Source organism: Variovorax sp. H27-G14 (assembly GCF_046156345.1).
Lineage (GTDB): Bacteria > Pseudomonadota > Gammaproteobacteria > Burkholderiales > Burkholderiaceae_C > Variovorax.
The window spans coordinates 425,971-452,970 of record NZ_JAYLVN010000003.1; the positions used below are offsets into that span (position 1 = coordinate 425,971).

The 27,000-nt window shown below is 67.8% G+C and carries 24 protein-coding genes, 2 tRNA genes and 1 riboswitch; of the genes, 6 read left to right on the top strand and 20 right to left on the bottom strand.

Translation table 11 applies throughout. The features are described from left to right. Positions 1-187 precede the first annotated feature (187 nt). Positions 188-1,078, bottom strand: a complete 891-nt coding sequence (locus VLK31_RS11010) for a CsgG/HfaB family protein (RefSeq protein WP_409168432.1) — start codon at positions 1,076-1,078, stop codon at positions 188-190. Positions 1,079-1,326: 248 nt separating this feature from the next. Further along, entirely contained in the window at positions 1,327-1,728 is a 402-nt protein-coding gene (locus VLK31_RS11015) for a GreA/GreB family elongation factor (protein WP_409168433.1), read from the bottom strand. 350 nt (positions 1,729-2,078) lie between these two features. Between VLK31_RS11015 and VLK31_RS11020 the strand changes: the two genes are divergently transcribed. Further along, complete coding sequence (locus tag VLK31_RS11020; protein ID WP_409168434.1) at positions 2,079-2,396, top strand: YnfA family protein; 318 nt, start codon at positions 2,079-2,081, stop codon at positions 2,394-2,396. A 110-nt stretch (positions 2,397-2,506) separates the two neighbouring features. Here the strand turns inward: VLK31_RS11020 and VLK31_RS11025 are convergent. From VLK31_RS11025 to VLK31_RS11055, 7 genes are all read right to left on the bottom strand, one after another. Further along, positions 2,507-2,582 (bottom strand) — tRNA-Asn (locus VLK31_RS11025). A gap of 155 nt (positions 2,583-2,737) precedes the next feature. Further along, a tRNA-Asn gene (locus VLK31_RS11030) sits at positions 2,738-2,813 on the bottom strand. Positions 2,814-2,896: 83 nt separating this feature from the next. Next, positions 2,897-4,999: a TonB-dependent siderophore receptor gene (locus VLK31_RS11035; protein WP_409168435.1), complete on the bottom strand. Its 2,103-nt coding sequence runs from the start codon at positions 4,997-4,999 to the stop codon at positions 2,897-2,899. 74 nt (positions 5,000-5,073) lie between these two features. Further along, positions 5,074-6,054, bottom strand: a complete 981-nt coding sequence (locus VLK31_RS11040) for a thiamine phosphate synthase (RefSeq protein ID WP_409168436.1) — start codon at positions 6,052-6,054, stop codon at positions 5,074-5,076. Beyond that, positions 6,051-6,896, bottom strand: a complete 846-nt coding sequence (locus tag VLK31_RS11045; RefSeq protein ID WP_409168437.1) for a thiazole synthase — start codon at positions 6,894-6,896, stop codon at positions 6,051-6,053. The genes VLK31_RS11040 and VLK31_RS11045 overlap by 4 nt, the downstream gene beginning before the upstream one ends. Before the next feature lie 18 nt (positions 6,897-6,914). Further along, positions 6,915-7,118 (bottom strand): sulfur carrier protein ThiS, encoded by a 204-nt coding sequence (thiS, locus tag VLK31_RS11050; RefSeq protein ID WP_409168438.1) that lies wholly within the window; start codon positions 7,116-7,118, stop codon positions 6,915-6,917. Continuing rightward, a complete protein-coding gene (locus VLK31_RS11055; RefSeq protein WP_409168439.1) occupies positions 7,115-8,206 on the bottom strand; it encodes an FAD-dependent oxidoreductase in 1,092 nt (363 codons plus the stop codon). Before VLK31_RS11055 ends, thiS begins: the two co-directional genes overlap by 4 nt. Positions 8,207-8,346: 140 nt before the next feature. Between VLK31_RS11055 and thiD the strand changes: the two genes are divergently transcribed. Next, a complete protein-coding gene (gene thiD / locus VLK31_RS11060; protein WP_409168440.1) occupies positions 8,347-9,186 on the top strand; it encodes a bifunctional hydroxymethylpyrimidine kinase/phosphomethylpyrimidine kinase in 840 nt (279 codons plus the stop codon). On the opposite strand, the gene VLK31_RS11065 is transcribed toward thiD, so the two are convergent. Continuing rightward, positions 9,140-10,477, bottom strand: coding sequence for a purine-cytosine permease family protein (locus VLK31_RS11065; RefSeq protein ID WP_409168441.1), 1,338 nt, complete (start codon positions 10,475-10,477; stop codon positions 9,140-9,142). The two genes, thiD and VLK31_RS11065, sit on opposite strands and share 47 nt — an antisense overlap. Before the next feature lie 87 nt (positions 10,478-10,564). Then, positions 10,565-10,665, bottom strand: a riboswitch (TPP riboswitch). 181 nt (positions 10,666-10,846) lie between these two features. Between VLK31_RS11065 and VLK31_RS11070 the strand changes: the two genes are divergently transcribed. Then, positions 10,847-12,742: an adenylate/guanylate cyclase domain-containing protein gene (locus tag VLK31_RS11070; protein WP_409168442.1), complete on the top strand. Its 1,896-nt coding sequence runs from the start codon at positions 10,847-10,849 to the stop codon at positions 12,740-12,742. Here the strand turns inward: VLK31_RS11070 and VLK31_RS11075 are convergent. The 3 genes from VLK31_RS11075 to VLK31_RS11085 are packed head-to-tail and all read right to left on the bottom strand — an operon-like array spanning position 12,716 to position 15,941. Next, entirely contained in the window at positions 12,716-13,678 is a 963-nt protein-coding gene (locus VLK31_RS11075; RefSeq protein WP_409168443.1) for a PDR/VanB family oxidoreductase, read from the bottom strand. The two genes, VLK31_RS11070 and VLK31_RS11075, sit on opposite strands and share 27 nt — an antisense overlap. Next, complete coding sequence (locus tag VLK31_RS11080; RefSeq protein WP_409168444.1) at positions 13,675-14,925, bottom strand: Rieske 2Fe-2S domain-containing protein; 1,251 nt, start codon at positions 14,923-14,925, stop codon at positions 13,675-13,677. Before VLK31_RS11080 ends, VLK31_RS11075 begins: the two co-directional genes overlap by 4 nt. Further along, on the bottom strand, positions 14,922-15,941 hold the full coding sequence (locus VLK31_RS11085; protein WP_409168445.1) for a Bug family tripartite tricarboxylate transporter substrate binding protein: 1,020 nt from the start codon (positions 15,939-15,941) through the stop codon (positions 14,922-14,924). The genes VLK31_RS11080 and VLK31_RS11085 overlap by 4 nt, the downstream gene beginning before the upstream one ends. An 84-nt stretch (positions 15,942-16,025) precedes the next feature. Between VLK31_RS11085 and VLK31_RS11090 the strand changes: the two genes are divergently transcribed. After that, positions 16,026-16,961 carry a LysR family transcriptional regulator gene (locus VLK31_RS11090; RefSeq protein WP_409168446.1) on the top strand — a complete coding sequence of 312 codons (936 nt, stop codon included), beginning with the start codon at positions 16,026-16,028 and terminating at the stop codon, positions 16,959-16,961. A gap of 65 nt (positions 16,962-17,026) precedes the next feature. Further along, entirely contained in the window at positions 17,027-18,334 is a 1,308-nt protein-coding gene (locus VLK31_RS11095) for an aspartate aminotransferase family protein (protein WP_409168447.1), read from the top strand. A gap of 10 nt (positions 18,335-18,344) precedes the next feature. Here the strand turns inward: VLK31_RS11095 and VLK31_RS11100 are convergent, their stop codons facing one another. The 7 genes from VLK31_RS11100 to VLK31_RS11130 are packed head-to-tail and all read right to left on the bottom strand — an operon-like array spanning position 18,345 to position 24,903. Beyond that, positions 18,345-19,415, bottom strand: coding sequence for an NAD(P)/FAD-dependent oxidoreductase (locus tag VLK31_RS11100; protein ID WP_409168448.1), 1,071 nt, complete (start codon positions 19,413-19,415; stop codon positions 18,345-18,347). Continuing rightward, complete coding sequence (gene fdxA, locus VLK31_RS11105; protein ID WP_409168449.1) at positions 19,373-19,702, bottom strand: ferredoxin FdxA; 330 nt, start codon at positions 19,700-19,702, stop codon at positions 19,373-19,375. Before fdxA ends, VLK31_RS11100 begins: the two co-directional genes overlap by 43 nt. 42 nt (positions 19,703-19,744) lie before the next feature. Continuing rightward, positions 19,745-21,082, bottom strand: coding sequence for a sulfate adenylyltransferase subunit 1 (locus VLK31_RS11110; protein WP_409168450.1), 1,338 nt, complete (start codon positions 21,080-21,082; stop codon positions 19,745-19,747). Beyond that, complete coding sequence (gene cysD / locus VLK31_RS11115; RefSeq protein ID WP_409168451.1) at positions 21,082-22,035, bottom strand: sulfate adenylyltransferase subunit CysD; 954 nt, start codon at positions 22,033-22,035, stop codon at positions 21,082-21,084. Before cysD ends, VLK31_RS11110 begins: the two co-directional genes overlap by 1 nt. A gap of 43 nt (positions 22,036-22,078) precedes the next feature. Further along, positions 22,079-22,711 carry a phosphoadenosine phosphosulfate reductase family protein gene (locus VLK31_RS11120; protein ID WP_409168452.1) on the bottom strand — a complete coding sequence of 211 codons (633 nt, stop codon included), beginning with the start codon at positions 22,709-22,711 and terminating at the stop codon, positions 22,079-22,081. A 21-nt stretch (positions 22,712-22,732) separates the two neighbouring features. Further along, entirely contained in the window at positions 22,733-23,128 is a 396-nt protein-coding gene (locus VLK31_RS11125; protein ID WP_409168453.1) for a DUF934 domain-containing protein, read from the bottom strand. After that, complete coding sequence (locus VLK31_RS11130; RefSeq protein ID WP_409168454.1) at positions 23,125-24,903, bottom strand: nitrite/sulfite reductase; 1,779 nt, start codon at positions 24,901-24,903, stop codon at positions 23,125-23,127. The genes VLK31_RS11125 and VLK31_RS11130 overlap by 4 nt, the downstream gene beginning before the upstream one ends. A 401-nt stretch (positions 24,904-25,304) precedes the next feature. On the opposite strand from VLK31_RS11130, the gene VLK31_RS11135 reads away from it, so the two are divergent. Continuing rightward, a complete protein-coding gene (locus tag VLK31_RS11135; RefSeq protein WP_409168455.1) occupies positions 25,305-26,948 on the top strand; it encodes a methyl-accepting chemotaxis protein in 1,644 nt (547 codons plus the stop codon). Positions 26,949-27,000: the final 52 nt, after the last annotated feature.

Here is a 27,000-nt window from a genome sequence, read left to right on the forward strand (position 1 = left end):
TGCAGAGGATGGGGGCGAGGCGCATGGCGAAGGGGTTCCTCAAGGGCGATGGGGGTGGCCCTGAGGGTAGGTGCCGGGCCGTGCGCTGCCCATCCTATATACAAGGGAGGTGGTCCACTGCTTTCGGTGGCTTGCGCCTGGCGATCGACCGCTGCTCCCCGTTGGCACGCCGCGAGGGCGCGCCTGTTTACTTGCGACGGCGGTTGGTCGTGGCCGCGGGCGCCGAGGTCTGCGACGGCGCGGCGCCGCCGTCCACGCCCAGGCGGCCACCGCCACCCAGGCCCTGGCCACGCACCGTCTGCGCCTTGTAGCTGCGCAGCGAGCGAACCATCTGGTTGAACGCATCCATGAACGCCGCGGCAATCACCTTGCCCTGCGGCGTGCGCGTATAGCCGCCCACGCCACCGGCGCCCGAAAGGCCACCCAGGCCGGCGAAGCCCGCAAAGTCGGTCTTGGAGGCGCTGCCTTCAGCAGCAGCCACCTGCACGCCGGAGCGGTTGTCGATGAGGGTCAGCAGCGCGCTGGCTTCCTTGGTCTGCATGCTGGCGCCAAGCTGTGCAATGGCACGGCCGCGCCCGCCACCCACCAGGCCGCCGAGTGCGCCGCCCAGGCCGCCCGCGTCGCTGTTGCTGAAAACGATTTCGGGCGACAGGCCGTAGTCGGACGCCACCATCTGGCCGCGGCCGAAGTTGCTGCCGCCGCGCATCTCGCCCGACTGCTGTATCGCGCGCTCGCGCGTCATGGCGTTCATGCCCGCCGCGCCGCGCTCCACCACCACGAAGCAGTTCGATTGCTGCACCAGCAGGCGCAGCAGGTTGGCCGTGGGTGGCAGCTTGTATTCGCCGGTGAGCACGGTGTACCAACCGGCGCTCTGGTTCTCGATCAGCGACACGGTGCCCAGTGGGGAATCGCAACGCTCGAGCTGGGTGCTTTCGCCGGAGGTGGCGGCACCGGCGGCGCTGCCGGTGGCCACGGTCTTGGCGGCCGGGGCGCCCATTTGCATGTCCATGGTCTGGCAGCCCGAAAGGGCCAGCAGGCCAGCGAGTGCGCTTGCGAGAGAAAGTTTGAAGAAAGCCATGTGCTGATCTGTCAAGTGAGAAGAATGCGGCGCCCGTGGCGCGCGTCACTTGTCAAGACCGAAGATGGAATTGCCAGGGCCTGTACGGCCTCCCGAGTCGACGCGCCGCCGGCGACCGCGCGACGATACGACCCGACAGTTCGACACACCAGTGTCGAAAGTCATGTTGGCTGTTTGCAGGGCGGTGATCGGACCACGGCGAGCACCGGCCGCGGCGCCTCAGGCCTTGTGGTCGTCGTGCTTTGTAGTCAGCCCGTGTAGTCGCCGCTGGCCTCTGGCTGAAACAGCACCGCAAGCACGCGCGTTTCACCTTGCGCGCCATTGGGCAGGTGCCAGCGCGCGAGCGTGCCGCTCTTCACACCCAGCAGGCCGGTGCCGATGGGCGACAGCACCGAGACAAAGCGCGCGCCCGGCTGTGCGTCGCCGGGGTAGCACAGCGTGATCTTCTGGCGCTGCTGCGTGGCCGGGTCTTCGACCTCGACCTGCGAGTTCATGGTGACCACGTCGGCGGGCACCTCGCGCGAAGGCAGCACCTCGGCCACGTCGAGCAGTTCGGCCAGCGCCGCGGGAGGCTGGTGGCCGGTCAGTTTTTCGAGCCGCACGACGTCGAGTTCGGTGAGCGTGCGCTCCCCGTGAATGGTTGCAAGCATGAAGCACTCCAGTTGAATGCGTCGTCGGTCCGGATGGAAGGAGGAACGACGACGCTACCGCGCGGCGGGTGCCCGGCGGTCAATGGTTCGCGCATCAAAAAGAAAGGTAGCGGACCGCCGGGCTCAGGAAAGTGCGCGGGTGCGTCGCAAGACCCGCGGCGTTGCCTTGACGGCAGCACCCGCGCCGCGGCCGGCCGCTGCCAGGGGCAGGGCTGCGTATGCGGCAGGGTGTTGACGAAAGGTGAACCACGGTGACATGCGCGGGAGTGTAGGTGCGTGGGGTGGTGCCATCAAGCAATGGCCTCACGTGCCTTGCCGATAAGCGTGGTGCGGCCCCGCACAATTGCGGCATGCGCGTTTTTCTTCTGTACGTGGCGACGGCTGTCGCCGAAATCATCGGTTGCTATCTGCCGTACCTGTGGCTCAAGGAAGATCGTTCGGCCTGGCTGCTGGTGCCCGCGGCCGTGAGTCTGGCGGCGTTCGCGTGGCTGCTGACCTTGCACGACGCGGCGGCGGGGCGCGTGTATGCGGCATACGGCGGCGTGTACATCGGCGTTGCGATCGTGTGGCTCTGGGCGGTGGACGGCATCCGGCCGACGACGTGGGACGTGGTCGGCGTGGCGGTGTGCTTCGTCGGCATGGGGCTCATCGCGTTCCAGCCGCTGTAAGTGCTGCGAGCAGACTGCACGAGAACGTTGCACGAAGGGCGCCACAAACGGAAATGCCTCGCTACCTTGAGAGTAGCGAGGCATTCAGGAACCACCGAAGTGGTGTGTTTTGGCTCCTCGACCTGGGCTCGAACCAGGGACCTACGGATTAACAGTCCGGCGCTCTACCAACTGAGCTATCGAGGAACAAGCCTTAAATTATATGCAATGGATTTGTCGATTTTTGAATCGACGCTTCATTTTTTTGAACGTGTGCAACACAGTTGCAATGCGGCGCCACAAATGAAAATGCCCCGCTACCTTGTGAGTAGCGGAGCATCCAGTGGCCTTGCGGCTTTTTGTGGCTCCTCGACCTGGGCTCGAACCAGGGACCTACGGATTAACAGTCCGGCGCTCTACCAACTGAGCTATCGAGGAACAAGCCTTAGATTATAGCGCGATTTTTGGGGTGTTCTCAAACACGCGCCACAGCCTCGCCTAATTCGTGAGTCGCACCACGCTCACAGCGCCACGCTCACACCCAGCCGCAGCGTGCGCGGCGCACCGGGAAACAGGTAGATGTGGCCGAACTGATACGGCGACTCTTTCCAGTAGCGGCGATCGAACAGGTTGTCGACCGCTAGCGTCCACGTCGTGTTCACGCCGCGCAGTTTGGTGTCGTAGCGCAGCACCGCATCCACCCGCGTCCAGGAGGGCAGCGTGATCGAGCCGTCGGGCAGCACATTGCGCCGGCCTTCGTACGACAGCTGCCCGGCCAGCTCCAGACCCGGCACCGCCGCCACGCGATACGCCGCCTGCGCGCGCAGCACCTGCTTGGGCACATTGGTGGGGGCTTGGCCGTTGGTGCTCGGCTCGACGGTGCTGCCGCGGCGCTTGGCATCGATCAGCGTCACGCTGCCGCCGAGCCGCCACGGGCCTTCGTTCCATTGCGCGCCAGCCTCCAGGCCGCGGTGCACCGCACTGCCGTCATAGCGTGCCTCGCACGGCGTGATGCCCAGCCGGTCGCAGGCGTCCAGGTTGGTCATGGGCCGCGAGATGTCGAACCATGCAAGCTGCCAGTTGAATGCATTGCTGCCGCCCTTGATGCCCAGCTCCCACTGGCGCGAGCTCAGCGCGGGCAGCGCCTCGCCGGCGTTGCTGTACTGCGAAATCTTGTTCGGCACCACCTGCGACTCCACACCCTTGCCCCAGCTCGCATAGGCCAGCAGTCCGGGCTGAATAGCATAACTCGCCGCCACCCACGGCGTGGTCACGCCCTGCTTGTAGCCGGTGGGCCGCGAGCCGTCGGTGCGGATGCTGTCGCGGTCCAGCCGCGTGTGGCGCACGCCCACCCAGGTCGTGAAGCGGTCGTTCCAGCGGATGGCGTCCTGCACCGAAAGCTCGGTCGAGCGTTCGTCGCGGTTGGTGTTGGGGCTGGTGAGCGTCGGGTCGGCCGGCAGCACTGCGGTGCCCCAGATGTTGCCCGTGCCGACGTAGTTGTAGGCCTGGTCCTGGAAGCGGTTGCGCACGCGGCTCTGCAGCAGCCCGAAGCCCAGTTCGTGCTTCACGCTGCCCGTGGTCACGTTGCCCTTCAGGTTCAGGCTGCCCGCCGTTTGCGTGCGCCGCTCGTTCTCGCTGCGGAAGTCGTACACGTCGAAGGTGCCGTCCGAGCAGTAGCGGTCGTAGTTGCCTTCGGCACCGCAACCGAAGGCGTAGGCCAGCCGGTCGTCGCTCTTCAGGCGCTGCTGGCCAATTTGCGCGCTCCAGCGCCAGTCGGTGTTCAGTGCCTGGCTGAAGCGCAGCGAGCCGGTGAACGCCTTGAACACCGACGGCTGCGACCACGGCTGGTTGTTCAGGTTCATGCGCGGATCGACCGGCGCGGGCAGCACGTTGCCCAGCAGGCTGTAGCCGTTCTGGCTGGGCTGCGTCTTGCGGCTTTGCTCCAGCTCCAGCTCCAGCACCGAGTCGCGCGTGATGCGCCAGTCCGCCGCCAGCGAGAACAGGTTGCGGTTGCCGTCGAGGTTGTGCGTCAGCGGCTTGAGGTTTTCGCTCGCCACGTTGATGCGGTAGCCAAACTCGCGGTTCTCGCCGAAGCGCCCGCCCAGGTCGATGGCGCCCAGCAGGCTGCCACGGCTCGTGGTCTCGATGCGCACCGTGCGCAGGTCCTGCTCGGTGGGGCGCTTCACCACGTAGTTGACCAGCCCGCCCGGCGCGCTGGTGCCGGCCTGGATGCCGCTGGTGCCGCGCAAGATTTCCACGCGCTCCTTGTTGTCCAGCGGAATCGAGGTTTCGGCGCTGATCGGCAAACCCTCTCGCCGGTAGTTGAAGCGGTTGTCCAGCACGAAGCCGCGCACCGTCAGGTAGTCCCAGTAGCCGGCGGAGTTGTAGGCGTCCGTCACGGACGAATCGAACTGCGTGAGGTCGGCAAGGCGGCGCGCACCGCTGGCGCGCAACTGCTGGCTGTCGATGACCGTGGCGGAAATCGGCAGCTCGCGCAGCGGCACGTCGCCGAACCCGCTGATGTCGGCCTGCGGCGCGGCGGCACCTTCATTGACCGTGATTTCGGGCAGCGAAGCCTGCTGCGCCTGCGCACCGCACGCCACGGCAAGCAGAGCGACAGCCATTGCGCGCGCGACCTGAGAGACCGGCGAGCGGGCCAGCAAAAAAGGAGGGGAGAGTTGAGCTTGGTTCATTGTGTTCAGTTGCGGGCGGCAGCAGCCATGGCCGCCATCCATTGCGCGGCCGTGGCCTCGGGGTCTTCGGCTGCGACCAGCGCGCGCACCACGGCGACCGAGCCGACGCCGGTGGCCAGCACCTCGGGCAGGCGCACGGCGTCGATGCCGCCGATGCCCACCTGCGGGTAGCCGCGCAGCAGGCGCGCGTAGGCGCCGAGCCGGGCCACGCCCTGCGGCGCGGTCGCCATGCGCTTGAGCGTGGTCGGGTACACCGCGCCCATCGCGATGTAGCTCGGGCTGACCTTGTCGGCACGAACCATCTCTGCATAGCCGTGCGTGCTGACGCCCAGCCGCAGACCGCTGGTGCGCAGTTGCGCCAGTTCATCGGGCGTGAGCGCGTCGAGGTCTTCCTGGCCCAGATGAATGCCATAGGCGCCGGCCGCAATGGCAATGCGCCAGTGGTCGTTGACAAAGAGCAGCGCGCCAGTGCCTTGCACCGCGTCGACGGCGGCCTGCACCTCGCGCTCGACCGCCGCGGCATCGTCGGACTTGAAGCGCAATTGCACCGTCGGCACGCCGGCGCGCGCCATGCGGCCGACCCATTGCGCGTCGGGCAGCACCGCGTAAAGGCCCAGGCGTTCGGGGCAGGGCGGGAAGGCGTCTTCGCGCGCGGTGGGAGGAAAGGGCCGAAGGCCGAAATCTTGCGGCGCGTCGGGCCACAGCGTGGCGTCGAAATGGCTCAGGCGTTGCGTCTGCGCGCGCCAGGCCAGGGCCAGGCATTCGGCGTCGATCTCGATGAAGCCGAGCGCGGTGCAGGCCCGCTTGGCGCCGCGGTACACCGTGTCGTCCGAAGAGAACCTGGGCGCGCTGATGGGCGCCGAAGTGATGGCGCCGAAGCGCAGCCCGTGGGCCGCGACGATGGCCTGCGCGATGGACCCGGCGTCGTGTGCATCGCCTGCCTTGTGTGCACCGCCGGCGGCGAGCGTGTCGTGTGCGTTGCTCATGGTGCGTGGTGCCAGAAGGGCGTGCCCAGCACCGGCGTGCTTGCCTGCGCCGCATCTTGCGCGGCCATGGCGCCGGCCCGGTAGGCCGTGCGGCCGGCCTGCACCGCGTCGGCGAAGGCACCGGCCATGGCGACCGGGTCTTGCGCCAGCGCCACTGCCGTGTTGAGCAGCACGCCGTCGTAGCCCCACTCCATCACCTGGCAGGCATGCGACGGCAGCCCCAGGCCCGCGTCGACCAGCATCGGTACCTTGAGCCGGTCGCGCAGCACCTGCAATGCATAGGGGTTGACAGGGCCACGACCGGTGCCGATGGGCGCGGCCCAGGGCATGACGGCCTGGCAGCCGATGTCGACCAGCCGCTGGCACAGCACCAGGTCTTCGGTGCAATAGGGAAGCACCTTGAAGCCGTCGCGAATCAGCTGCGAGGCGGCGTCGACCAGGTTCAGCGTGTCGGGCTGCAGCGTGTAGTCGTCGCCGATCAGCTCCAGCTTGATCCACGGTGTGTCGAACAGCTCACGCGCCATCTGCGCGGTGGCGACCACCTCCTGCACGCTGTGGCAGCCGGCGGTGTTGGGCAGCACCGGCACCTTCAGGTTGCGCAGCAGCTCCCAGAAGCCGTTGCCGACGTCGCTGTTGCCCGAGCCCTGGCTGGCGGTCTGGCGGCGCAGCGAGGCGGTGAGCATCGCGGGCTTGGCGCGCTTCACCGCGGCTTCTAGCAGGTCGGGCGAGGGGTAGCGCGCGGTGCCCAGCAGCAGGCGGCTCTGGAAGGTTTCGCCGTAGAGCAGCAGCGGGTCGCTTGGCACGAGCGGGTCATTCGGCACCAGCGGGTCGTTCGGGGTCATGTGTTGTGTCTCCATCGTTCAGCCGCCCGTGACGGGGCGAATCACTTCGATGCGGTCGTCGCTTTGCAGCACGCGCGCGGCATAGGCCGAGCGCGGCACAAACTCGCGGTTCACCGCCACCGCAAACGGCGGTGTGGCGTTCAGCACGGCCAGTGCGTCGGTGAGCGTGGCTTGCTCGGGCAATGCAAAGGGCTTGTCGTTGATCAGAATGTTCATCGTCATGTGTCGGCGGTCTCCATGCCGAAGCCGCGCGCCAGGGCGGAGTGGCCGGTGGTGAGCAGCTCCATCGCCACGTCGAGCATGGCGGGCGCGATCATGAAACCATGGCGGTACAGGCCGTTGATCTGCAGCACGCGCGGCTGCGGTCGGCGAATGGCGGGCAGGTTGTCGGGCAATGTCGGCCGGCACTGCGTGGCAATTTCCACGATGCGTGCCTCTGCAAAGCCGCTGTGCACCGCATAGGCGGCGCTCAACAGCTCGAGCGTGGAGCGCACGCTGGCGGGCGACATGTCGTCCGACTCGATCTCTGTCGCGCCGATCACGAACAGGTGGTCGGGCTTGGGCGCGATGTAGAGCGGGTAGCGCGGATGCACGAGGCGGGTGGGGCGCTGCAGGCTCACGTCGGGTGCGTGCACGCGGATCACCTCGCCGCGCACGCCGCGCAGCGCGCTCCATTGGGGCTTGGCGCCGAGGCCGCGGCAGTCGATCACCCAGTCGGGCTGGCCGGCGGTGCCCGGCGCGAAGTCGGCAGGGGCGCGTGGCGATTGCCAGTGCAGCGTGACGTTGGCGTGGGCCTGCAGCGTGGCATGCAACGAGGCGAGCAGCGCGCGGTTGTCGAGCTGGCCTTCGCCCGGCAGGAACAGGCCTTGCGCAAAGCGCTGGCCCAGCGAAGGCTCCAGCGTGGCGATGGCCTGACCGTCGAGCGATTGCATCGGCGCGAGTTCGGGCACCTGCGTGCCGGTGGCCGCGAGCACGCGCGCCAGCCGGTGTGCTTCGGCCGCGTCTTGCCGGTGCCAGAGCACCAGCGTGCCTTCGCGCTGAAAGAACACGGGCTGCGCCAGCGGCGCGAGCAGCGCAGGCCAGCGCGACAGCGCGTGATGCCCCATGCGAACGACCGACACCGGCGCCACGGCGGACTCGGCCAGCGGCGCGAGCATGGCGGCAGCCACGCGCGCTGCCGCGCCCTCGGCTTCGGGGCTGCCTGCTTCGAAGAGATCGACCTTGCAGCCCTGCCGCGCAAGGGTCACCGCCAGCAGCCGGCCCATGAGGCCGGCACCCAGAATGGCGGCCGATTGAAAAGGCACGCTCATGGTCTTGCTCCTTCCCCCTCTGGGGGAAGGCTGGGATGGGGGCAGGCAGAGCGCCTAACGCGAGCGCCGCGCGCCCCCGCCCTGGCCCTCCCTCGCGAGGGGCGAGAGCAAGACAAAGACAGTCGCCGATAATTTTCGACATGACCCAAGCACCCACCCAGCGCTACGCACGCGTGCTCTCCATCGCCGGCTCCGACAGCGGCGGCGGCGCCGGCATTCAGGCCGACCTGAAGACCTTCGCCGCCCTCGGCTGCTACGGCATGACGGCCATCACCGCGCTCACCGCGCAGAACACGCGCGGCGTATCGGGCATCCACGGTGTGCCGCCGGCTTTCTTGAAAGCGCAGATCCAGGCCGTGGTGGAAGACATCGGCGTCGACGCCGTCAAGCTCGGCATGCTGCACGCCCCCGAGGTGGTCGAGGTGGTGGCCTGGGCCATAGACCACTACCAGCTGAAGAACGTGGTGCTCGACCCGGTGATGGTCGCCACCAGCGGCGACCGGCTCATTGCCGCCGAGACGGTGCAGGTGCTGGTGCGCGAGTTGTTCCCGCGCGCGGTGGTCGTCACGCCCAACCTGGACGAGGCGGCCTTGCTGATTGGCCATGGCATCGACGGCATCGAGGCGCTCGATGGCGCGGCCGACGAGCTGCTCGCGCTCGGCGCGAAGGGCGTGCTGCTCAAGGGCGGCCATCTGCCCGGCGACGATGTGGTCGATGTGCTCCTGCAGGCAAACGGCCAGCGCACACGGCTGGCGTCCCGGCGCATCGCCAGCCGCAACCTGCACGGCACGGGCTGCACGCTGTCCTCCGCCATTGCCGCGCACCTGGCGCTGGGCGCCACGCTGGCCGAGGCGGTCGAGCGCGCGCGTGCGTACATCCTGGGTGCCATGGCGGCCGGGGCCGATGTGCTTGTTGGCGGTGGTCATGGCCCGCTCAACCACGGCTTTGCGCCAGTGCCGACGCACCGCCTGCCGTTGTAGCCGTCCGCCTGGGGCGGCTGAGCCAAGCGAGCATGAAGGTTGCAGCCAGCGTAGGCAAGGCAGAGCCGAACTGCGGCGCCCACTGGGCGAGCGCGTGGTAGGCGGCGATGCCCGCTATCCAGATCAGCGCGGCCACCACGTCGACCTTGCGCGCGTCCGCCAGCGACACCGCTTGCCCGCTGCCCAGTCGCCCGATGATCACGCCGTACAACGGCACGAACACAGAGCTCAACATCAGCAGGAAGGGCTCCAGCGTGTGCATGGGCAGCACCAGCGCCAGGGCGATGCACAGCGCGGCCAGCAGCAGGCCCCAGCGCTTCACGCTCCAGCGCGGCAGCAGGCTGTGCGTGGAGACCGAGCCCGAGTACACGTCGCCGTAAGCGTTGTCGAGCTCGTCGACCAGGATCAGGCCCAGCGCCACCAGCCCGCCTTGCGCCAGCAGCAGTGCCATGACCAGCGTGGTGCCGGGTTCGGCCACGCTCACCACCATCACCCCCAGTGCGTAGCACCACACGTTGGCCAGCGCATAGCCGATCCATGTGCCGCTGAAGGCGCTGCCCAGGCCGCTCTTGCCGACGGCATTGCGCTTGCCGTGCCGCGCGTAGTCGGCCACCAGCGGCAGCCACGACACGGGCATGGCAATCACCAGATCGAGCGCGCTGAACAGCCCCATGCTGCCGTCGCCCGGCCGGGCCCAGAAGGCGTCCAGGCCCTTGGCGTGCAGGCGGGTTGCAAACTGCCAGCTGAGCCACAGCAGCGACAGCACCACCAGCGGCAGGCCGAAGCGGCTCACGAAGCGGCGCACCAGCGTCACCATGGAACCCGCGAGCAGCGCCAGCAGCACCGCGCCCCACAGCAGCGTGGTCAGCACGCCGCCCCATGTGGTGCCCAGCGACGGGCCGAACGCCGACTGCCCGATGGCCTGAGTGCCTTCGCGCATGATGACCAGCTCGAAGGTGGTCCAGCCCACCAGCTGCACGATGTTCAGCAGCACCGGCAGCCGCGCGAAAGCACTGCCGTAGGTCGCATGCATCAGGCCGGCGCTGGCCAGGCCGCTTTCGCAGCCCAGCCGGGCGGTCCACGCCAGCAGGCCCGCGGCCAGGCACGAGCCCAGCACGATGGCAATGGCCGCGTCGCGCGTGCCCACCGCAGGCACCAGGTAGGCGCCGATCTGCATCACCAGCAGGCCCACGCCCAGGCTGAACCAGAGCGAGGCGTGGTCGTGCCAGCCGAACACGCGCTGCGACGCGGGCAGCGGTGTCAGTGCCTCGTTGTTGTCTTCATGTGCCATCCGTTTTGCTCCCGTGCAAAAGGTTTGGCAGGTGGGCGGGGCCCGGGTGGCGCGGCCGTCACGCGAGAGAACGTGAGCGAGCATGAGAGGCCACCGGACCAGCTTCCCTGCGCGAGGATTACCTCAATCAGGTTCAAAGGGACTTTCTCAGCCGAACCGCAAGCAGCCCAGCACCCCTAGCAAGTGCACCGTGGTGGTCCACGGCGCAGGGCGGAGTTTATCCGCTGTCGGGCAGCCGCAACAGCGGATGCGCCGTTGCAGGGGCAACCCCGTTCGTGGCAGCCCCAAGTCGGCGGAGAATTGCCCCGGGGGAGACGACAAGAAGACACGAAGAGGGCGCGTGCCGGCCGGTACGCGAAGGGGAACAGCATGGCAGACGATTCCACGCGCAGCCGCATGCGCCGTTTCCGCGTCGACGTCGGCACCATCATCTGCGCCGTCGCACTCGTGCAGTCGCTGCTGCTGGTCGCGCTGGGCTACTGGGCGGTCGAGCGGCTGGTGTCCAAGGTGGGCACCGCCGCGCACAAGATCAATCACGACCGCGTCGAAGACAACGTGCTCGCCTTCCTCGCCAAGAGCGAGGCGGTCATTCGCGCCATCGGCGATTCGCCCAGCCTGCACGCTGCGGGGGAAGACGGCGAGCAGACCGCCGAGATGCTGTGGACCCTGCTGGAGCAGACCCCCGAGATCGACAGCCTCAACGTGGCCACCGACGACGGCCACCTGGTCACGGCCATGCGCTACCCGGCGCCTTCCGTGCGCCAGGTGTTGCGCGGCCCCGCGTTCAGCACCGAGACCTGGCAATACAAACGCTCGCCCGACTCCGAAGGCGGCGACCCGAAGCAGCGCTTTGCCACGACCAACGTCACCGCCTACCGCAGCGACTACGACCCCACGCGGCGCCCCTGGTTCGTGGCCGCCCTGAAAGCCAAGGCCTCGATCTGGACCGCGCCCTTCGTCTCCGCGTCCGCGCAGGAGCTGGCCATCAGCCACGCATTGCCCGCCGCACGGCTGGACGACGAAGGCCGCACGCAGCACATGGTGGTGGCGGCCAACGTGTCGCTAGGGCACCTCTCGAAGCTCGTGCGCATCTTCGGCGAGCTCGGCCACGGCGACAGCGCCTTGCTCAGCGCCGACCACCATGTGCTGGCGCGCGGCGACCACCCCGACCCGGTGCGCCAGATGCAGTCGCCCGACAGCGGCGTGCTCGGCGCGCTGCACGCCCACATGCTTGCGGCGGGCACGCACAGCGCTGTGGACGACATGGCGTTTTCCATCACCCAGGAAGGCCGCCGCTACCTGGTGCAGACCTCGCACATTCCGTCCACCCAATGGCAGCTCGTGAGCTGGGAGCCTGAAGACCTGCTGCTGGGCGACCTGCAGCGCACGGTGGCCTGGGCCCTGGTGCTCACGCTGAGCTTTCTGGCGGTGGCGCTGTTCATCGCGTTGCGGCTGTCCAAGCTGGTGACCCAGCCCATCGAAAACCTCTCGCGCGTGGCGCGCCGCATCGGCCGGCTGGAGCTGGACAACCTGCCGCTCGCGTCGAGCCGGGTGCTGGAGATCCAGCACCTCAACCAGGCGCTGGACGAATCCGCGCGCAGCCTGAAGGCCTTCAGCAAGTTCGTGCCGGTGGACGTCATCAAGCAACTCATTGCCGAGGGCCATGCGCTCGCGCCCAGCGGATCGCCGCGGCGCATCACGGCGATGTTCACCGACGTGGAAGGCTTCACGTCCATCTCGGAGTCGCTCCCCGCCGACGTGCTGGTGAAGCAACTGACCGAGTACTTCAACCTGGCGGCCCGCATCTTTGCGCGGCATGGCGGCGTGGTCGACAAGTTCATGGGCGACGGCATCATGGTGCTGTGGGGTGCGCCGTCTGATCTGGACGACGCCGAGTACCGCGCCTGCACCGCGGCGCTGGCGTTGCACTTCGAGATGAACGAACTCAATGCCAGGTGGCGCGCCGAAGGCATGCGCGAATTTCGCACGCGCATCGGCATTCATACAGGCATGGCGATTGCGGGCGTGCTGGGCTCGAGCGACCGGCTGTCGTACACCGCCGTGGGCGACGTGATCAACGTGGCCAGCCGCATCGAGGGCGCCAACAAAGAGCTGGGCACGCGCACGCTGATCTCGCAGGCCACCTTCGAGGGGCTGGGCGGCCGGCTTGCCACCCGGCGCATCGAGGAGCTGGCCGAACTGCGCGGCCGGCAGACGCGCATGGTGCTGTACGAGCTGCTAGAGGTCGAGCACCAGCCGGGGTGAACGGGCTCGCGAGCAGCAGGGCAGGAACTGGTCGTTGGCCGCCTGCTCGGCGGGCGTGAGGTAGAGGTCGTTGTGCGCGACATCGCCCGCCAGCACCCGGGTGAGGCAGGTGCCGCAGACGCCTTGCGCGCACGACACCGGAATGTCGATGCCTTCCGCCGCGAGTGCGTCGACCACGCTGACCGACTCAGCGACACGAATGACGCGGCCGCAACTGCGCAGTTCGACCTCGAAGCTGCCTTGTCCATCGGCCGGCGCCATGGCGCCGGCGAAGTATTCGACATGCACCCGCGCATCCGGCCAGTGCAGGGCATGCGCGGTTGCGCGCACCGCATCGATAAAGCCCGTGGGACCGCACACGTACAGATGTTTTCCAGGGGCCGGTGCGCCGATGGTCGCCGCCAGGTCGATGCGCTGCGCCACTGCGTCGTCGTCGTGATGGAAGAACACCTTGTGCGCGAACGCGCCGCCTTCGAGCCGCCGCCGGTAGGGCGCGCGCGCGGCCGTGCGGCTGCAGCAGTGCAGCGAGAAGTCCGCCTGCAGCGCGTGCAGGCGCTGCGCCATCGACAGCAGCGGCGTCACGCCGATGCCGCCTGCCAGCAGCAGGCTGTGCGTGGCGCTTTCGTCCAGGGGAAAGTGGTTGCGCGGCGGGCTGATCCGCAGCACCTCGCCTTCATGCACCGCGTCGTGCAGGGCCTGCGAGCCGCCGCGCGAAGCCGGGTCGCGCAGCACGCCGATCTCGTAATGGTCCGCCTGTGCCGATGCGTTGCACAGCGAGTACTGGCGCACCAGCCCGCCAGGCAGCGCCACGTCGATGTGCGCGCCTGCCGTGAAAGCCGGCAGGCGCGCACCGTCGGCCGCCACCAGGCGAAAGCCCGCCACACCCTCGGCCTCCACCGTTTTGCGCGCAACCCGCACCGTGAGCACAGTGCTCATTCGCTCACGAGAAAGTTGCCGGCCTCGAACTGCACGGGCGGCGCTTCAGGGTCGAAGCTCACGCCGGCCGGGTCGCGGCCTTCGCGCAGCGCGTCGAGCTGGCGCTGCAGCAGCCGGCGCAGCATGACGATGCCGCGGTCCGACGTGGCCAGGTGCTCTTCCGAATGCGACGTGATGGCGCCCTGGCTCACCTGCGCTTCGTAGTCGCCCGGAAAGCTGCGGTGTTCGGCCTCGCTCAGTTCTTCCCACAGCTTGCCGTTCAACCGCGAGCGCACGCGCGCCAGGTCACCCGGTGTCTTCACGCGGCCCGCGGTGTAGATGCGAAAGCTGTGGTCGTCGATCGGCAGCACCCAGCCGATGGATTCCACGCGCCCGTAGGCGGCCACTCGCGGGTTGGGCACCACGCGCAACGTGGGCAGCACGGGGCCCGCCACGCGGCGGAAGATGCCGCCGCCTTCCAGCTTGCGAACCGAGGTGATCTTCACGCCGGTGTCGGTGCTCTCGAAGCTCACGTCGGGCATCTGGCCCATCAGCGCCACGAACTGCGTGCCGCTGAAGCTGCCGTGCAGCACGGGCACGTGGAACGGGTCGGCCACGTTTTCGTAGTGCTGCAGCCAGTTGCATGGAATGACCTGCGGGCCGCCGCCGCCGATGCTATTGCCGTCGGCCTCCAGGGTTTCGCCTTCGTCCATCTGCTCCAGGCATTCGTAGCGCGGCAACACCGGCTTCTTGTCGGCGGGGCCCATGTACGCCCAGATCAGGCCGTATTGCTCCTGCACCGGATACCAGGGCTGGCGCACCCGGGCGCGGCTGCGCGCGCCGCCGTCGGGCTCGCAGGGCTGGTCGACGCACTGACCCTGCACATCGAACATCCAGCCGTGGTAGCAGCAGCGGATGCCTTCTTCTTCCACCCGGCCGTAGTAGAGCGACGCGCCGCGGTGCGCGCAGCGCCAGTGCACCAGGCCCGCACGGCCTTTCTTGTCGCGGAACAGGATCAGGTCTTCGCCCAGCACACGCACCTGGCGCGGCGTGTCGCCAGCGTCAGCGGCCAGGCCGATGGGGTGCCAGTAGCGGCGCAGCAGTTCGCCCATTGGCGTGCCGGCGCCCACTTCGGTCAGCTCGGGCTTGTGGCTCGGCGGCTTGCGGCCGTAGGCGGTTCCGGTGTCGAACGCGATGGGCTGCCACTCGTCCGTGGTCGCGGCTGCGGGAAGTGGGGAGGATGGGGAGGGCGGTGCGATGGCGCTCATTCGGGTGTCACTCCTGCGGCCTTGATCAGGTCCGCGACGCGGGGAAAGTCGGCCTTGTAGCTGGCCCGGAACTCGGCCGGCGTGTTGCCCAGGGGTTCGAACCCGAAGCCGGACAGGCGCTCCTGCACGTCGGGCAGCCTGGTGATCTCGCGCAGCGCGCTCGACCATTCGTCGAGCACGGGCTGCGGCGTTCTTGCCGGCGCGTACACGCCGATCCAGCTGTCGAGGTCGAAGCCCTGGAAGCCCTGCTCCGTGAAGGTGGGCACGTTGGGCATCGAGCGCACGCGCTGCCGCCCGGTGATGCCCAGCACCTTGATGCGGCCCGACTGCGCCAGCGCGCGCGCCGTGGCCGGATTGGCCCAGGCCACGCCCAGTGCCTCGCCAAACATGTCGTTGTGCGCGGCGGCCTCGGCCTTGTAGGGCACGTGGACCAGGTCGATGCCGGTCTGGCGGGCCAGCAGCTCGCCGAACAGGTGCGCGTTGGAGCCGTTGCCCCAGGTGCCGTAGGAAACACCCGGGTGGGCCTTGGCATAGGCCACGAATTCACGCACGTTCGAGAACGGCGCCGAGGCGCGTGCAATCAGCATTGGCCCGCCGGTGGCCAGTTGCGACAGCGGCTCGAAGTCCTTCACCGGGTCGTAGGGCAGCTTGGGTTGCAGCACCACGTTGTTGATGTGCGTGAGCGGCAGCGTGAGCAGCACGGTGTAGCCGTCGGGCGCGGCCTTGGCCACCGCGTCCGCGGCGATGGTGCCGCTGGCGCCGGGCCGAGCCTCGACGATCACGGGCTGGTTCCAGCGCACCTTGAGCTTCTCCGCGTAGATGCGCGCGATGACGTCCATCGGCCCGCCGGGCGAGCCGAAGGGAACGATGCGCACCACGCGGCTGGGAAAGTGCGCGGTCTGCGCGAAGGCCGGCGTGGCGGCAATCGCGGCAAGGCCGGCGCCCAGCATGCCTAGCGTGCCTAGCAGGTGCCGCCGCGTGGCGCCCGCGTGCGTCGAGGGTCTGAACCGATTCATCGTGTCTCCAGTCGTGTTGTACTTGTGCGCTCGACGATACGGACCGCCCGCCTCCTGGGCAATTCGAAGCTTTGGATATGAGATATGGCCCAACGTGATATCCGCAGCCTCGACGTCGGCATGCTGCGGACCTTCGATGCCTTGATGCGCGAGCGCAGCGTGTCGCGCGCGGCCACCCGTTTGTTCCTGAGCCAGCCGGCGGTGAGCGCGTCGCTCAACCGCTTGCGCGACACCTTCGACGATCCGCTGTTCACCCGCACCGCGCACGGCGTGGAGCCCACGGCGCGGGCGCAGGCGCTGGCCGGGCAGGTGGAGCGCGTGCTGGCCGACCTGTCCGCGATGCTGGAGCCCGGCGAGGGCTTCGATGCGACGGCGTCGCAGCGCATCTTTCGCATCTCGGGCGGCGACTATGCAAGCCACCTGCTGCTGCCCACGCTGGCCAACGAACTGGTGGCGCGCGGCTCGCGCGTGCGCATCTACTGGGAGACCAGCTCGTTCCTTACGCTGACGGAGCGCCTGCGCAAGGGCGACTTCGACATCGCCGTGCTGCCGCGCCTGCAGCCGCCGAGCGACTGCGAGTCGGCGCTGCTGTACGAAGACCGCTACGTGGTCGCGGTGCGCAGCGGCCATCCGACGATGGGCGCACAAGCCACGCTGGAGGCCTTTTGCGCATCACCGCATGTGTTCCTGGGGTACGGCAGCTCCGCGCTGGACGACCTCATCGACCAGGTGCTGGCGCGGCTGGGCCACACCCGCACCATGAGCGTGGCCATGACCAGCTTCGGCCAGATCGTCGACCTGCTGGCGCAGACCGACCACGTCGCGGTGATGCCGCTGCGCGTGGCCGACCGCTTTCGCCATTTGCTCGCGGTACACCCGCTGCCTTTCGAGCTGCAGGGCTACCGCTCGGTCGTGTGCTGGAACCGGCGCTCCAACTCCGATGCGGGCGTGCTGTGGCTGAAGGACGCGCTGTTGCGCATCGGGCGCAGCGCTCCGGCAAACGACGCCCTGACTGTCTGATCAATCAATTGCGATGCCGGGGCGCCGTCAACGCGCCATCCATGCCAACCCAGAGAACCATTGCCATGACGACAACCACCGCCATCGACCAAGCCCTGGCCCACGCACACCAGCGCTTTGCCGACAGCAACCCGGTCAGCCGCCGCCAGTTCGACGCGCAGGCGCGCTACATGCCTGGCGCCAACAGCCGCTCGGTGCTGTACTACGCGCCGTTCCCGCTGACCATCGCCCGCGGCGAGGGCGCCGTGCTGTGGGACGCCGACGGCCACCGCTATGCCGACTTCATCGCCGAGTACACGGCCGGCGTGTACGGCCACTCGGCGCCGGAGATCCGCGAGGCCGTGCTTGAGGCGATGCAAGGCGGCATCAACCTCACCGGCCACAACCTGCTCGAAGGCCGGCTGGCCCGGCTCATCTGCGAGCGCTTTCCGCAGGTCGAGCAACTGCGCTTCACCAACTCGGGCACCGAGGCCAACCTGATGGCGCTCACCGCGGCGCTGCATTTCACGGGGCGCCGCAAGATCGTGGTGTTCTCGGGCGGCTACCACGGCGGCGTGCTGGGCTTCGGCACCAAGCCGCTGCCGACGACCGTGCCGTTCGACTTTCTGGTGCTGCCCTACAACGACGCGCAAACGGCGCGCGAGCAGATCGAAAAACACGGCCCCGAGATTGCCGCCGTGCTGGCCGAGCCGATGCAGGGCGCGAGCGGTTGCATTCCGGGCCGGCCAGATTTTCTGCAGGCGCTGCGCGAGTCGGCCACGCAGGTCGGCGCCTTGCTGGTGTTCGACGAAGTGATGACCTCGCGCCTGGCGCCGCACGGCCTGGCCAACGCGCTGGGCATCCGCTCGGACCTCACCACGCTGGGCAAGTACATCGGCGGGGGCATGTCTTTCGGCGCGTTCGGCGGGCGTGCCGACGTGATGGCGCAGTTCGATCCGCGCACCGGGGCGCTGTCGCACTCGGGCACGTTCAACAACAACGTGATGACGATGGCCGCCGGTTATGCGGGGCTCACCAAGCTGTTTCCACCCGAAGCCGCGGGTGCCCTGTCGGCGCGCGGGGAGGCGATGCGCGCGCGGCTCGATGCGCTGTGCGCGCAGGCGGGCGTGGCGCTGCAGTTCACCGGCCTGGGCTCGTTGATGAACGCGCATTTCGTCAAGGGCGAGGTGCTGCGTTCCGAAGACCTGGCCGGTGTCGACGGGCGGCTGCGCCAACTGCTGTTCTTCCACCTGCTGGAGCAGGGCATCTATGCCTCGCCGCGGGGTTTTGTGGTGCTGTCGCTGCCGGTGGCGGACGCGGACATCGACCGCTTCGTTGCCGCCATCGGCAGCTTCATCGGCGCGCACCGGGCTTTGCTGCCCGGCACCGACTGACCAGGGCCAGCTAACCGGCGCGGGACACGCCCAGCAGCTCGTGCAGCCGCGTGCTGGTGGTCGTGTACTGCAGGTGCACGGCCTTGCCGGGGAACACGATGGCCGTGGCGCCCCAGGCGGCCAGCGTGGCCTCGTGGAAGCCGCAGACGATGAGCTTCTTCTTGCCTGGGTAGGTGTTGATGTCGCCCACCGCGAACACGCCGCGCTCGCGGGTCTGGTAGGTCTCGGTGTTCACCGGCACCTGCTTGCGCTCCAGTTCCAGGCCCCAGTCGGCAATGGGCCCCAGGCGCGGCGAGATGCCCAGGCACGCGACCAGCGCGTCCAGCGGCAGGTCGACCGTGGTGGTGTCGGGCGTGGTGATTTGAAGTTGCTTGCCGTCGAAGGCGCTGGGCTGGCCGACCTTGAAGGCCAGCTTGCCCTCGGCCACCAGGGCACGCATGGCGGCAACGTGGGCCTCGCTGGCCTGGAAGCCGTCGCGGCGGTGCACCAGCGTGACCTGCTTCGCGATGGCCGTGAGCGCAATGGCGGTTTCCAGCGCAATGTCGTCGCCGCCATTCACCACCACCGTCTGCGCCGCAAAGCGGTCCAGCGAATCGGGGTGATAGAAGAGCGACGTGCCCTCGAAGCGGGCCATGTCGTCCAGCACGATGCGCTTGGGCACGAAGGCGCCGACACCGGCGGCAATGAACACGGTCTTGGCCAAAAAGGCCTTGCCGGCCGATGTGGTCAGCAGCAAACGGTCATCGGCCTGGCGTGCGAGCGTGGCGACCTGCTCGCCGAAATGAAACTGCGGCTTGAATGGCGCCACCTGCTGCAGCAGCGACTGCGCCAGTTCGCGCCCGCTGGTCATGGGCGTGCCGGGAATGTCGTAGATCGGCTTGTCGCCGTACAGCGCCACGCACTGGCCGCCCGCGGCGGGCAGTGCGTCGACGATGTGGCAGGAAATTTCGAGCAGGCCCAGTTGAAAGGCCTGGAACAGCCCCACGGGGCCGGCACCGACGATGAGCGCGTCGGTTTCTACAGGCGCCGTGGCGGCGCTCAGCGGATCAACTCCCCGATCTTGTCGGTCTTGTCTTTCCATTCTTCGGCTTCGGGCAGGGCGGGCTTGCGCTTGGTGATGCTCTTCCAGCCATCGGCCAGTGCCAGCTCGGCATTGATCTTGATGAAGGCGATCTGGTCGGCCGGCAGGTCTTCTTCGGCGTAGATGGCGTTGACCGGGCATTCGGGAATGCAGACTGCGCAATCAATGCACTCGTCCGGGTCGATCACCAGCATGTTGGGACCTTCGCGGAAGCAGTCGACGGGGCAAACGTCCACGCAGTCGGTGTATTTGCAACGGATGCAGGCTTCGGAGACGACGTGGGTCATTTGTTTTTTAACGTCAATGTGAGGTCGGGAAAACCCGAGATTTTAGGCCTTTGCGGCGGCAGGCTGCACAAGTACCGCAGCGGCGGTCCGGTGCGAGGCGGTATCGACCAGCACCAGCGAGCCCAGCGCGCGCGATTGCGTGAACGGCAGCACCGCCAGCGGCTGCTGCAATGCCAGCACCACGTCGCCGATGGCGTTGGCTTCCAGCTGCGTGGTCGGCTCCGATTCGAGCGTGGTGATGTTCACCCGGTCGATGATGCGCGCCACCTTGGCCTTGACCCAGCGGTGGCCCTGCAGCGCCCAGTACACGCGGCCCGCGACCAGCGGCTCGTCGTCCAGCCAGGCGACGGTGGCGGTAATTTCGCGCACCGGCTCGAAGGCTTCGGGCGCCAGCAGCCAGTCGCCGCGGGACACATCGACCTCGCGGTCGAGCACGATGCCCGCGCTGTGGCCCGCATGCACCGCCTGCGGGTGGCGCGTGTGGTTGAGCACCTGGGCGACGGTGGCGGTCTGGTTGCTCGGCAGCACCGTCACGCGCTGGCCCGGCTCCACATGGCCCGAGGCCACGCGGCCCCAGAAAACGCGACGGCCTTGCGAGGTGTCGGCGGAGCCTGAGAACTTTTCGACCCACTGCACGGGGAAGGCGAAGGGCACGGCCTCGTCCTGCGCCGTGACCGGCAGCTCTTCGAGCAGTTCGAGCAGACTGGGGCCTTCGTAGCCGACCCAGTCGGCATGGCGCGTGGCCACGTTCCAGCCCTTCAGGGCAGAGATCGGCACGATGGCGGCCACCTGCACGCCGGCCGCTTCGGCAAATGCGTTCAGCGCGGTGGAGATGCGTTCGAAGGCCAGCCCCGCGTCTGCGATTGCGTCGAGCTTGTTCACCGCGAACACGATCGACTGCACGCGCAGCAGGTGGCACAGCAGGGTGTGGCGGCGGGTTTGCGGCAGCAGCTCGCGCCGCACCACGGTGCCGTCTTCCACTTCGGCGGCCCAGGCCAGCTTGGTGGCGTCGACCAGCACCACGGCGGCGTCGGCGGCCGAGGCGGCGGTGACCATGTTGCGCGTGTACTGCTCATGGCCCGGCGCGTCGCCGATGATGAACTTGCGCTTGGCGGTCGAGAAGTAGCGGTACGCCACGTCGATGGTGATGCCCTGCTCGCGCTCGGCCGAGAGGCCGTCGGTCAGCAGGGCCAGGTCGGTTTCGCCGCCGCGCTGCACGCCGGCCAGCTGGTCTTGCAGCACGGTCTTGCTGTCCACCAGCAGGCGGCCGATGAGCGTGCTCTTGCCGTCGTCGACCGAGCCGCAGGTTATGAAGCGCAGGGCGGTGCCGGTGTCACCGTGCACGGCCAGTTCATGGGGGGTGGCTGTCGTCGCGCTCATCAGAAGTAACCGTCTTTCTTGCGTTTTTCCATCGAAGCTTCAGAGGTCATGTCGTCCATGCGCGTGGCACCGCGCTCGCTGACGTCGACCGTGAGCGTTTCCAGCACCACGTCGGCGGCGTCGGCCGCCAGGCTTTCCACCGGGCAGGTGGTGGTGATGTCGCCCACGGTGCGAAAGCGCACGTCGCGCACCTGCACGGTTTCGCCGTCGCGCGGCGGCGTGAGTTCGGTCACCGGCACCAGCAGGCCGCGGCGCTCGACCACTTCACGCTTGTGCGTGTAGTAGATCGACGGCAGGCCGACGTGCTCGCGCTCGATGTACTGCCACACGTCGAGCTCGGTCCAGTTCGAAATGGGGAACACCCGAAAATGCTCGCCCGGTGCCAGGCGAGTGTTGAACAGCGTCCACAGCTCGGGGCGCTGGTCTTTGGGTTGCCATTGGCCAAAGCTGTCGCGGTGCGAAAAAATACGCTCCTTGGCGCGCGCCTTTTCTTCGTCGCGGCGGGCGCCGCCAATGAGCGCGTCGAAGCGGAATTCTTCAATTGCCTCCAGCAACGTGACCGACTGGTGCGCGTTGCGCGACTCGCCCGGGTGGGCCAGGCGCACGGTGCCGCGCGCCATCGAGTCTTCCACGCTGCGCACGATCAGCTCGGCGCCCAGCTCCTTGGCGCGCTGGTCGCGGTAGGCCGTCACTTCAGGAAAGTTGTGGCCGGTGTCGATCATCAGCAGCGGGTAGGGGATGCGGCCCGCGCCAAAGGCCTTCTCCGCGCACTTCAGCAGCACCAGCGAGTCCTTGCCGCCCGAGAACAGCAGGGTGGGGCGCTCGAAGGCGGCCGCCACTTCGCGCAGGATGAAGATGGTTTCTTCTTCCAGCGCATCGAGGTGCGTGTTGGACAGGCGCGCGGGAGAGGGCATGGACGGCAGCAGCAGGTCGGTTTCGGTACGGGCGTTCATCTGGGAGGGGGCTGAATGCGGTGAATGGGTGAGGCGTTGGCGCTCAGTGCGCAATGTGCAGGCCGCACTCGCGGTTGTCTTCGCCCTTGGTCGGGTCCACGTAGTCGAAGTTGTTGGGCAGGCCGTGCGCTTCGCAGTAGTCGTACAGGTCTTTGGAGGACCAGTGCAGCAGCGGCGCCACCTTGATCAGGCCGTCGGGGTTGACGCTGACCGGGTCCATCTGCGCACGCACGGCCGTGTCGGTGGCCCGCAGCGCGGTGAACCACACCTTGGGTGCCGTCTCGCGCAGCGCGCGGGCAAAGGGCTCCAGCTTCACTTCGGCCGTGAAGGCGGCATGGCGCGCGTCGTCCAGCGCGGGCGTCGGACCTTCCACCGCCTCGCGGTGCGCACGCGAGCGGCGCGGCAGGTAGATGTGCAGGTCCAGGCCCAGCAGCCTGGTCACTTCGTCGGCAAAGCGGTAGGTGGCCTCGGTGTTGTAGCCGTTGTCCATCCAGACCACGGGAACATCGGGCCTGGCACGCGTCACCATGTGCAGGATCACCGCCTCGAACGGGCGAAAGTTGGTGGTGATGATCGAAGCCTGACCCAGGCCGGTAGCCCAGTCCACAAGGCCCTGGGCGTTGCGGCCGAGGTCTGTGTTGATGCGTGCGAAGTCGATGTCCGTGGCGATGCTCATGTCAAGAATTTCCAAGCAGGTTCAGTTGCCGTCCACGAAGTGCGGCGCGGTCTTCACCGCATCGCCTTGGTAGAAGCTGGCGAAGCGGTCGAACTGGCGCTGCGCGTCGGAGGCGTCCACGCCTTCCTTCAGCACGGCGCTGGAGAAACCGGTGCGTTCCATCTGCACCAGCTGGTCGATCAGCACGTCGCCGGTGGCGCGAATGTCGCCGGTGAAACCCAGGCGGCGGCGCAGCAAGAAGGCCTGGCTGTAGGCGCGGCCATCGGTGAACTTCGGAAAGTTCAGGTCGATGCGCTCGATGTCCGCCAGGCACACCTCGATGGCCAGCGGGTCGGCGTCGTTGGCCAACTGCAGCACCTTCGGGTCGCCGTCGTCGATGTGGTCTTCGGCGGCAAGAATGTTCAACGTCTTGTTCATGCCGCTTCCTCCACCTTGAAGCGCGCACCGTTGGCCGCGGCCTTGAACGGGTCGGGCCCCACACGGCGCAGCGTGTCGATGAAGGTCTCGCCCGACACGCGGGTATCGCGGTAGGTGGTGAGCACCGCCTCGATCACGCCCGGCACTTCGGCCGCCGAGAACGACGGGCCCACCGCCTTGCCGGCCATCGGCGCGCCGCTGAGCGTGGAACCGTCGGAGCCGCCCAGCGACACCTGGTACCACTCCTTGCCGTCCTTGTCGACGCCCAGAATGCCGATGTGGCCGCTGTGGTGGTGGCCGCAGGAGTTGATGCAGCCGCTGATGTGCAGGTCGATCTCGCCCAGGTCGTCGAGCTCGTCCAGGTCCTGGTAGCGCTCGGTGATGGCCTCGGCAATGGGAATGGAGCGCGCATTGGCCAGCGAGCAGAAGTCGCCGCCGGGGCAGGCGATCATGTCGGTCAGCAGGTGCACGTTGGCGCTGGCCAGGCCGGCGGCGCGGGCGGCAAGCCACAGCGCGTGCAGGTCTTCTGCATGCACCCAGGGCAGCACCACGTTCTGGTCGTGCGTGACACGCGCTTCGCCGGCGGAGAAGCGGTCGGCCAGCTGGGCCAGGGTGTCGAGCTGGTCGGCCGAGGCGTCGCCAGGGGCCTGCTTCAGGCGCTTGAACGACAGCGTGACGGCGCGCAGCGCGGGGTTCTTGTGCGGAGCCACGTTGCGGCCCAGCCAGCGCGCGAACTGCACGTCGTCGGCGGCGTAGGTGCGCAGCGCGGCGTCGGTGGCTTCGGCGCTTTGCAGCACGCGGGTGGACAGCGTCGGCGGCACGAAGGAGGCGGCCACGCGGTCGAACTCTTCCTGCGTGATGGTGTGCGGTGCGCCGTCGTGCTCCAGGATCTGCTTGTACTCGGCGTCCACGTCGTCCACGTAGCGCTGGCCTTCGGCCTTCACCAGGATCTTGATGCGCGCCTTGTAGATGTTGTCGCGGCGGCCGTAGCGGTTGTAGACCCGGATCACCGCTTCGAGGTAATTCATGATCTGCTGCCACGGCAAAAATTCGCGCAGCACGGTGCCGATGATGGGCGTGCGGCCCATGCCGCCGCCCACCTGCACCCGAAAGCCGATTTCGCCGGCCTCGTTCTTCACGATGTGCAGGCCCACGTCATGCCAGCCGGTGGCGGCGCGGTCTTCGGTAGCGCCGGTGATGGCAATCTTGAACTTGCGCGGCAAAAAGGCGAACTCAGGGTGCAGCGTGCTCCACTGACGCATGATTTCCGCGTAAGGGCGCGGATCGGCGATTTCGTCGATGGCGATGCCGGCGCGCTCGTCGCTCGTGATGTTGCGGATGCAGTTGCCGCTGGTCTGAATGCCGTGCATGTCGACCGAGGCCAGCAGGTCCATCACGTCGGCCGACTTGGACAGCGGAATCCAGTTGTACTGGACGTTCTGGCGCGTCGAGAAGTGGGCGTAGTGCGTGGGCAGCTTCAGGCTGCCGAGCTGGCCCTGGGTTTCGATGGCCTTTTTGTAGACCTCGGCCTCCGGCTCGTCGTACTCGCGGGCAATGCGGGCCAGCACGCGCAGCTGGCGGCTGGAGAGCTCGCCGTAGGGCACGGCCACGCGCAGCATGGGTGCATAGCGCTGAACGTACCAGCCGTTTTGCAGCCGCAGCGGGCGGAACTCTTCCTCGTGCAGGCGGCCCTTTTGCCAGCGCTCGAGCTGGTCGCGAAATTGGGCGGCCCGTTGGTGAACGAACTGTCGATCGAATTCTGTGTATTGGTACATCGTGCGTATGTGTCTTGAAGTGCAGTGCGTCCATCGCCCCAGCAAGAAGCCGAGATTCTGAAAGCACGCCTTATGGAAACAAACTATTTTTTGGTTCGCGCTTTATGCGGATTAGCTTATTCACCAGCATCCATGCGGGTTGCGGGACGGTTGAATGCTTATTCTGGATAAGGCGAGCGGGCCGCGAACGGGGTTGCGGAGCCCGAATTCTAGGAACAGAACGACAACTGCGTGTGCAGAGCACCGGCATGCGCCAGTGGCCTAAAGTTTTCACCCGAACTGCCGATAACCAGCCAAGGAGAGCGGCCGCCCTGGCCGTTTCTTTCAGATTCGATGGTGCCGCCCGTGTCCCCGGGGGCACTCTTGCCCCATCCATCCCCCTTGAGTCCCGGAGTCCGACCATGTTTTTGAGCAACGTCTCAATTGGCAAACGCCTTGCCATCGTGCTGGGTGCCATCCTGGCGCTTTTTCTTGCCACCAGCGTGGCCGCGGTGCTGAAGCTGCAGCAGTTGAGCCAGGAGATCGACACCATGATCCAGGACAACGTGAAGACCGAGCGCGCCGGCTCCGACTGGCTGCGCCACACCACCTCGGGCGTGCAGCGCGCCGCGGCCATCGCCAAGAGCAGCGACGCCAGCCTGATCGAGTACTTCGCGCCCGCCACGGCCAAGTCCATCAAGGACACCAACGAGCTGCAGAAATTCATCGAAGGCAAGCTGACCAAGCCCGAAGAGAAGGCGCTGCTGGAAAAGGTGGGCGGCCTGCGCAAGGCCTACCTGGCCTCGCGTGAAGAGGTGAGCAAGCTCAAGCTCACGGGCGACCTGGCCGGTGCCAACCGCGCCTTCGACCAGCAGTTTCAGCCCACCTCGGTCGCCTACCTGGCCGGCGTGCAACAGGTGGTGGACACCCAGCGCGAGCAGCTCGACGCCGCCGCGGGCCGCGCCATGGACCTGCAATCGCAGACCCGCATGCTGCTGATCGTGTGCTCGGCCGTGAGCCTGGTGGCCGGCGCGCTGCTGGCCTGGCTGCTGGCGCGCAGCATCACCGGCCCGCTGCGCAGCGCGGAAGGCATTGCGCAGTCGATTGCCGACATGGACCTGACCGGCGCGCCACAGCACGCCTATGCCAAGGACGAAACCGGCAACCTGCTGCGCGCGCTCGACCTGATGCGCGCCGCCCTGCAGGGCTCGCTGTCGCAGGTGCACGGCGTGGTGATGAACGTGTCGACCGCCAGCACGCAGATTGCCACCGGCAACCACGACCTGTCTTCGCGCACCGAAGAGCAGGCCAGCTCGCTGGAGCAAACCGCCGCCTCCATCGAGGAGCTGACCTCCACCGTGAAGCAGAACGCCGACAACGCGCGCCAGGCCAACCAGCTGGCCACCTCGGCCTCCGAAGTGGCCGTGCGCGGCGGCAGCGTGGTGTTCCAGGTGGTGGAGACCATGGGCTCGATCAATGCGTCGTCCAAGAAGATCGTGGACATCATCAGCGTGATCGACGGCATCGCGTTTCAAACGAACATCCTGGCGCTGAACGCGGCGGTGGAAGCGGCGCGCGCCGGTGACCAGGGCCGCGGCTTCGCGGTGGTGGCGTCCGAAGTGCGCAGCCTGGCCCAGCGCTCGGCCGCGGCGGCCAAGGAAATCAAGACGCTCATCGGCGACTCGGTCGAGAAGGTCGAGGAGGGCAGCCGCCAGGTGGCCGACGCCGGGCGCACCATGGACGAGATCGTGGGCAGCGTGAAGCGGGTGACCGACATCATGGGCGAGATCAGCGCCGCCAGCCAGGAGCAGACCTCGGGCATCGAGCAGATCAACCAGGCCATCACGCAGATGGACCAGGCCACGCAGCAGAACGCCGCGCTGGTCGAAGAAGCCTCGGCCGCCGCGCAGTCGCTTCAGGAGCAGGCGGGCAGCCTGTCGGAAATCGTGGGCCAGTTCAAGCTGGAACCCGGGCAAGGGCACAGCGGTGCGCCGGCCCATGCTTCGCGCGCGTTCTCGGCGAAGGCACCACGCGGCATCGGCATGCGCGAGGTCGCGTTCCAGTAAGGAGCGACGAGGAGCGACGGCACCGACGGTGCGAAACGTCGGGCGGTGCCGC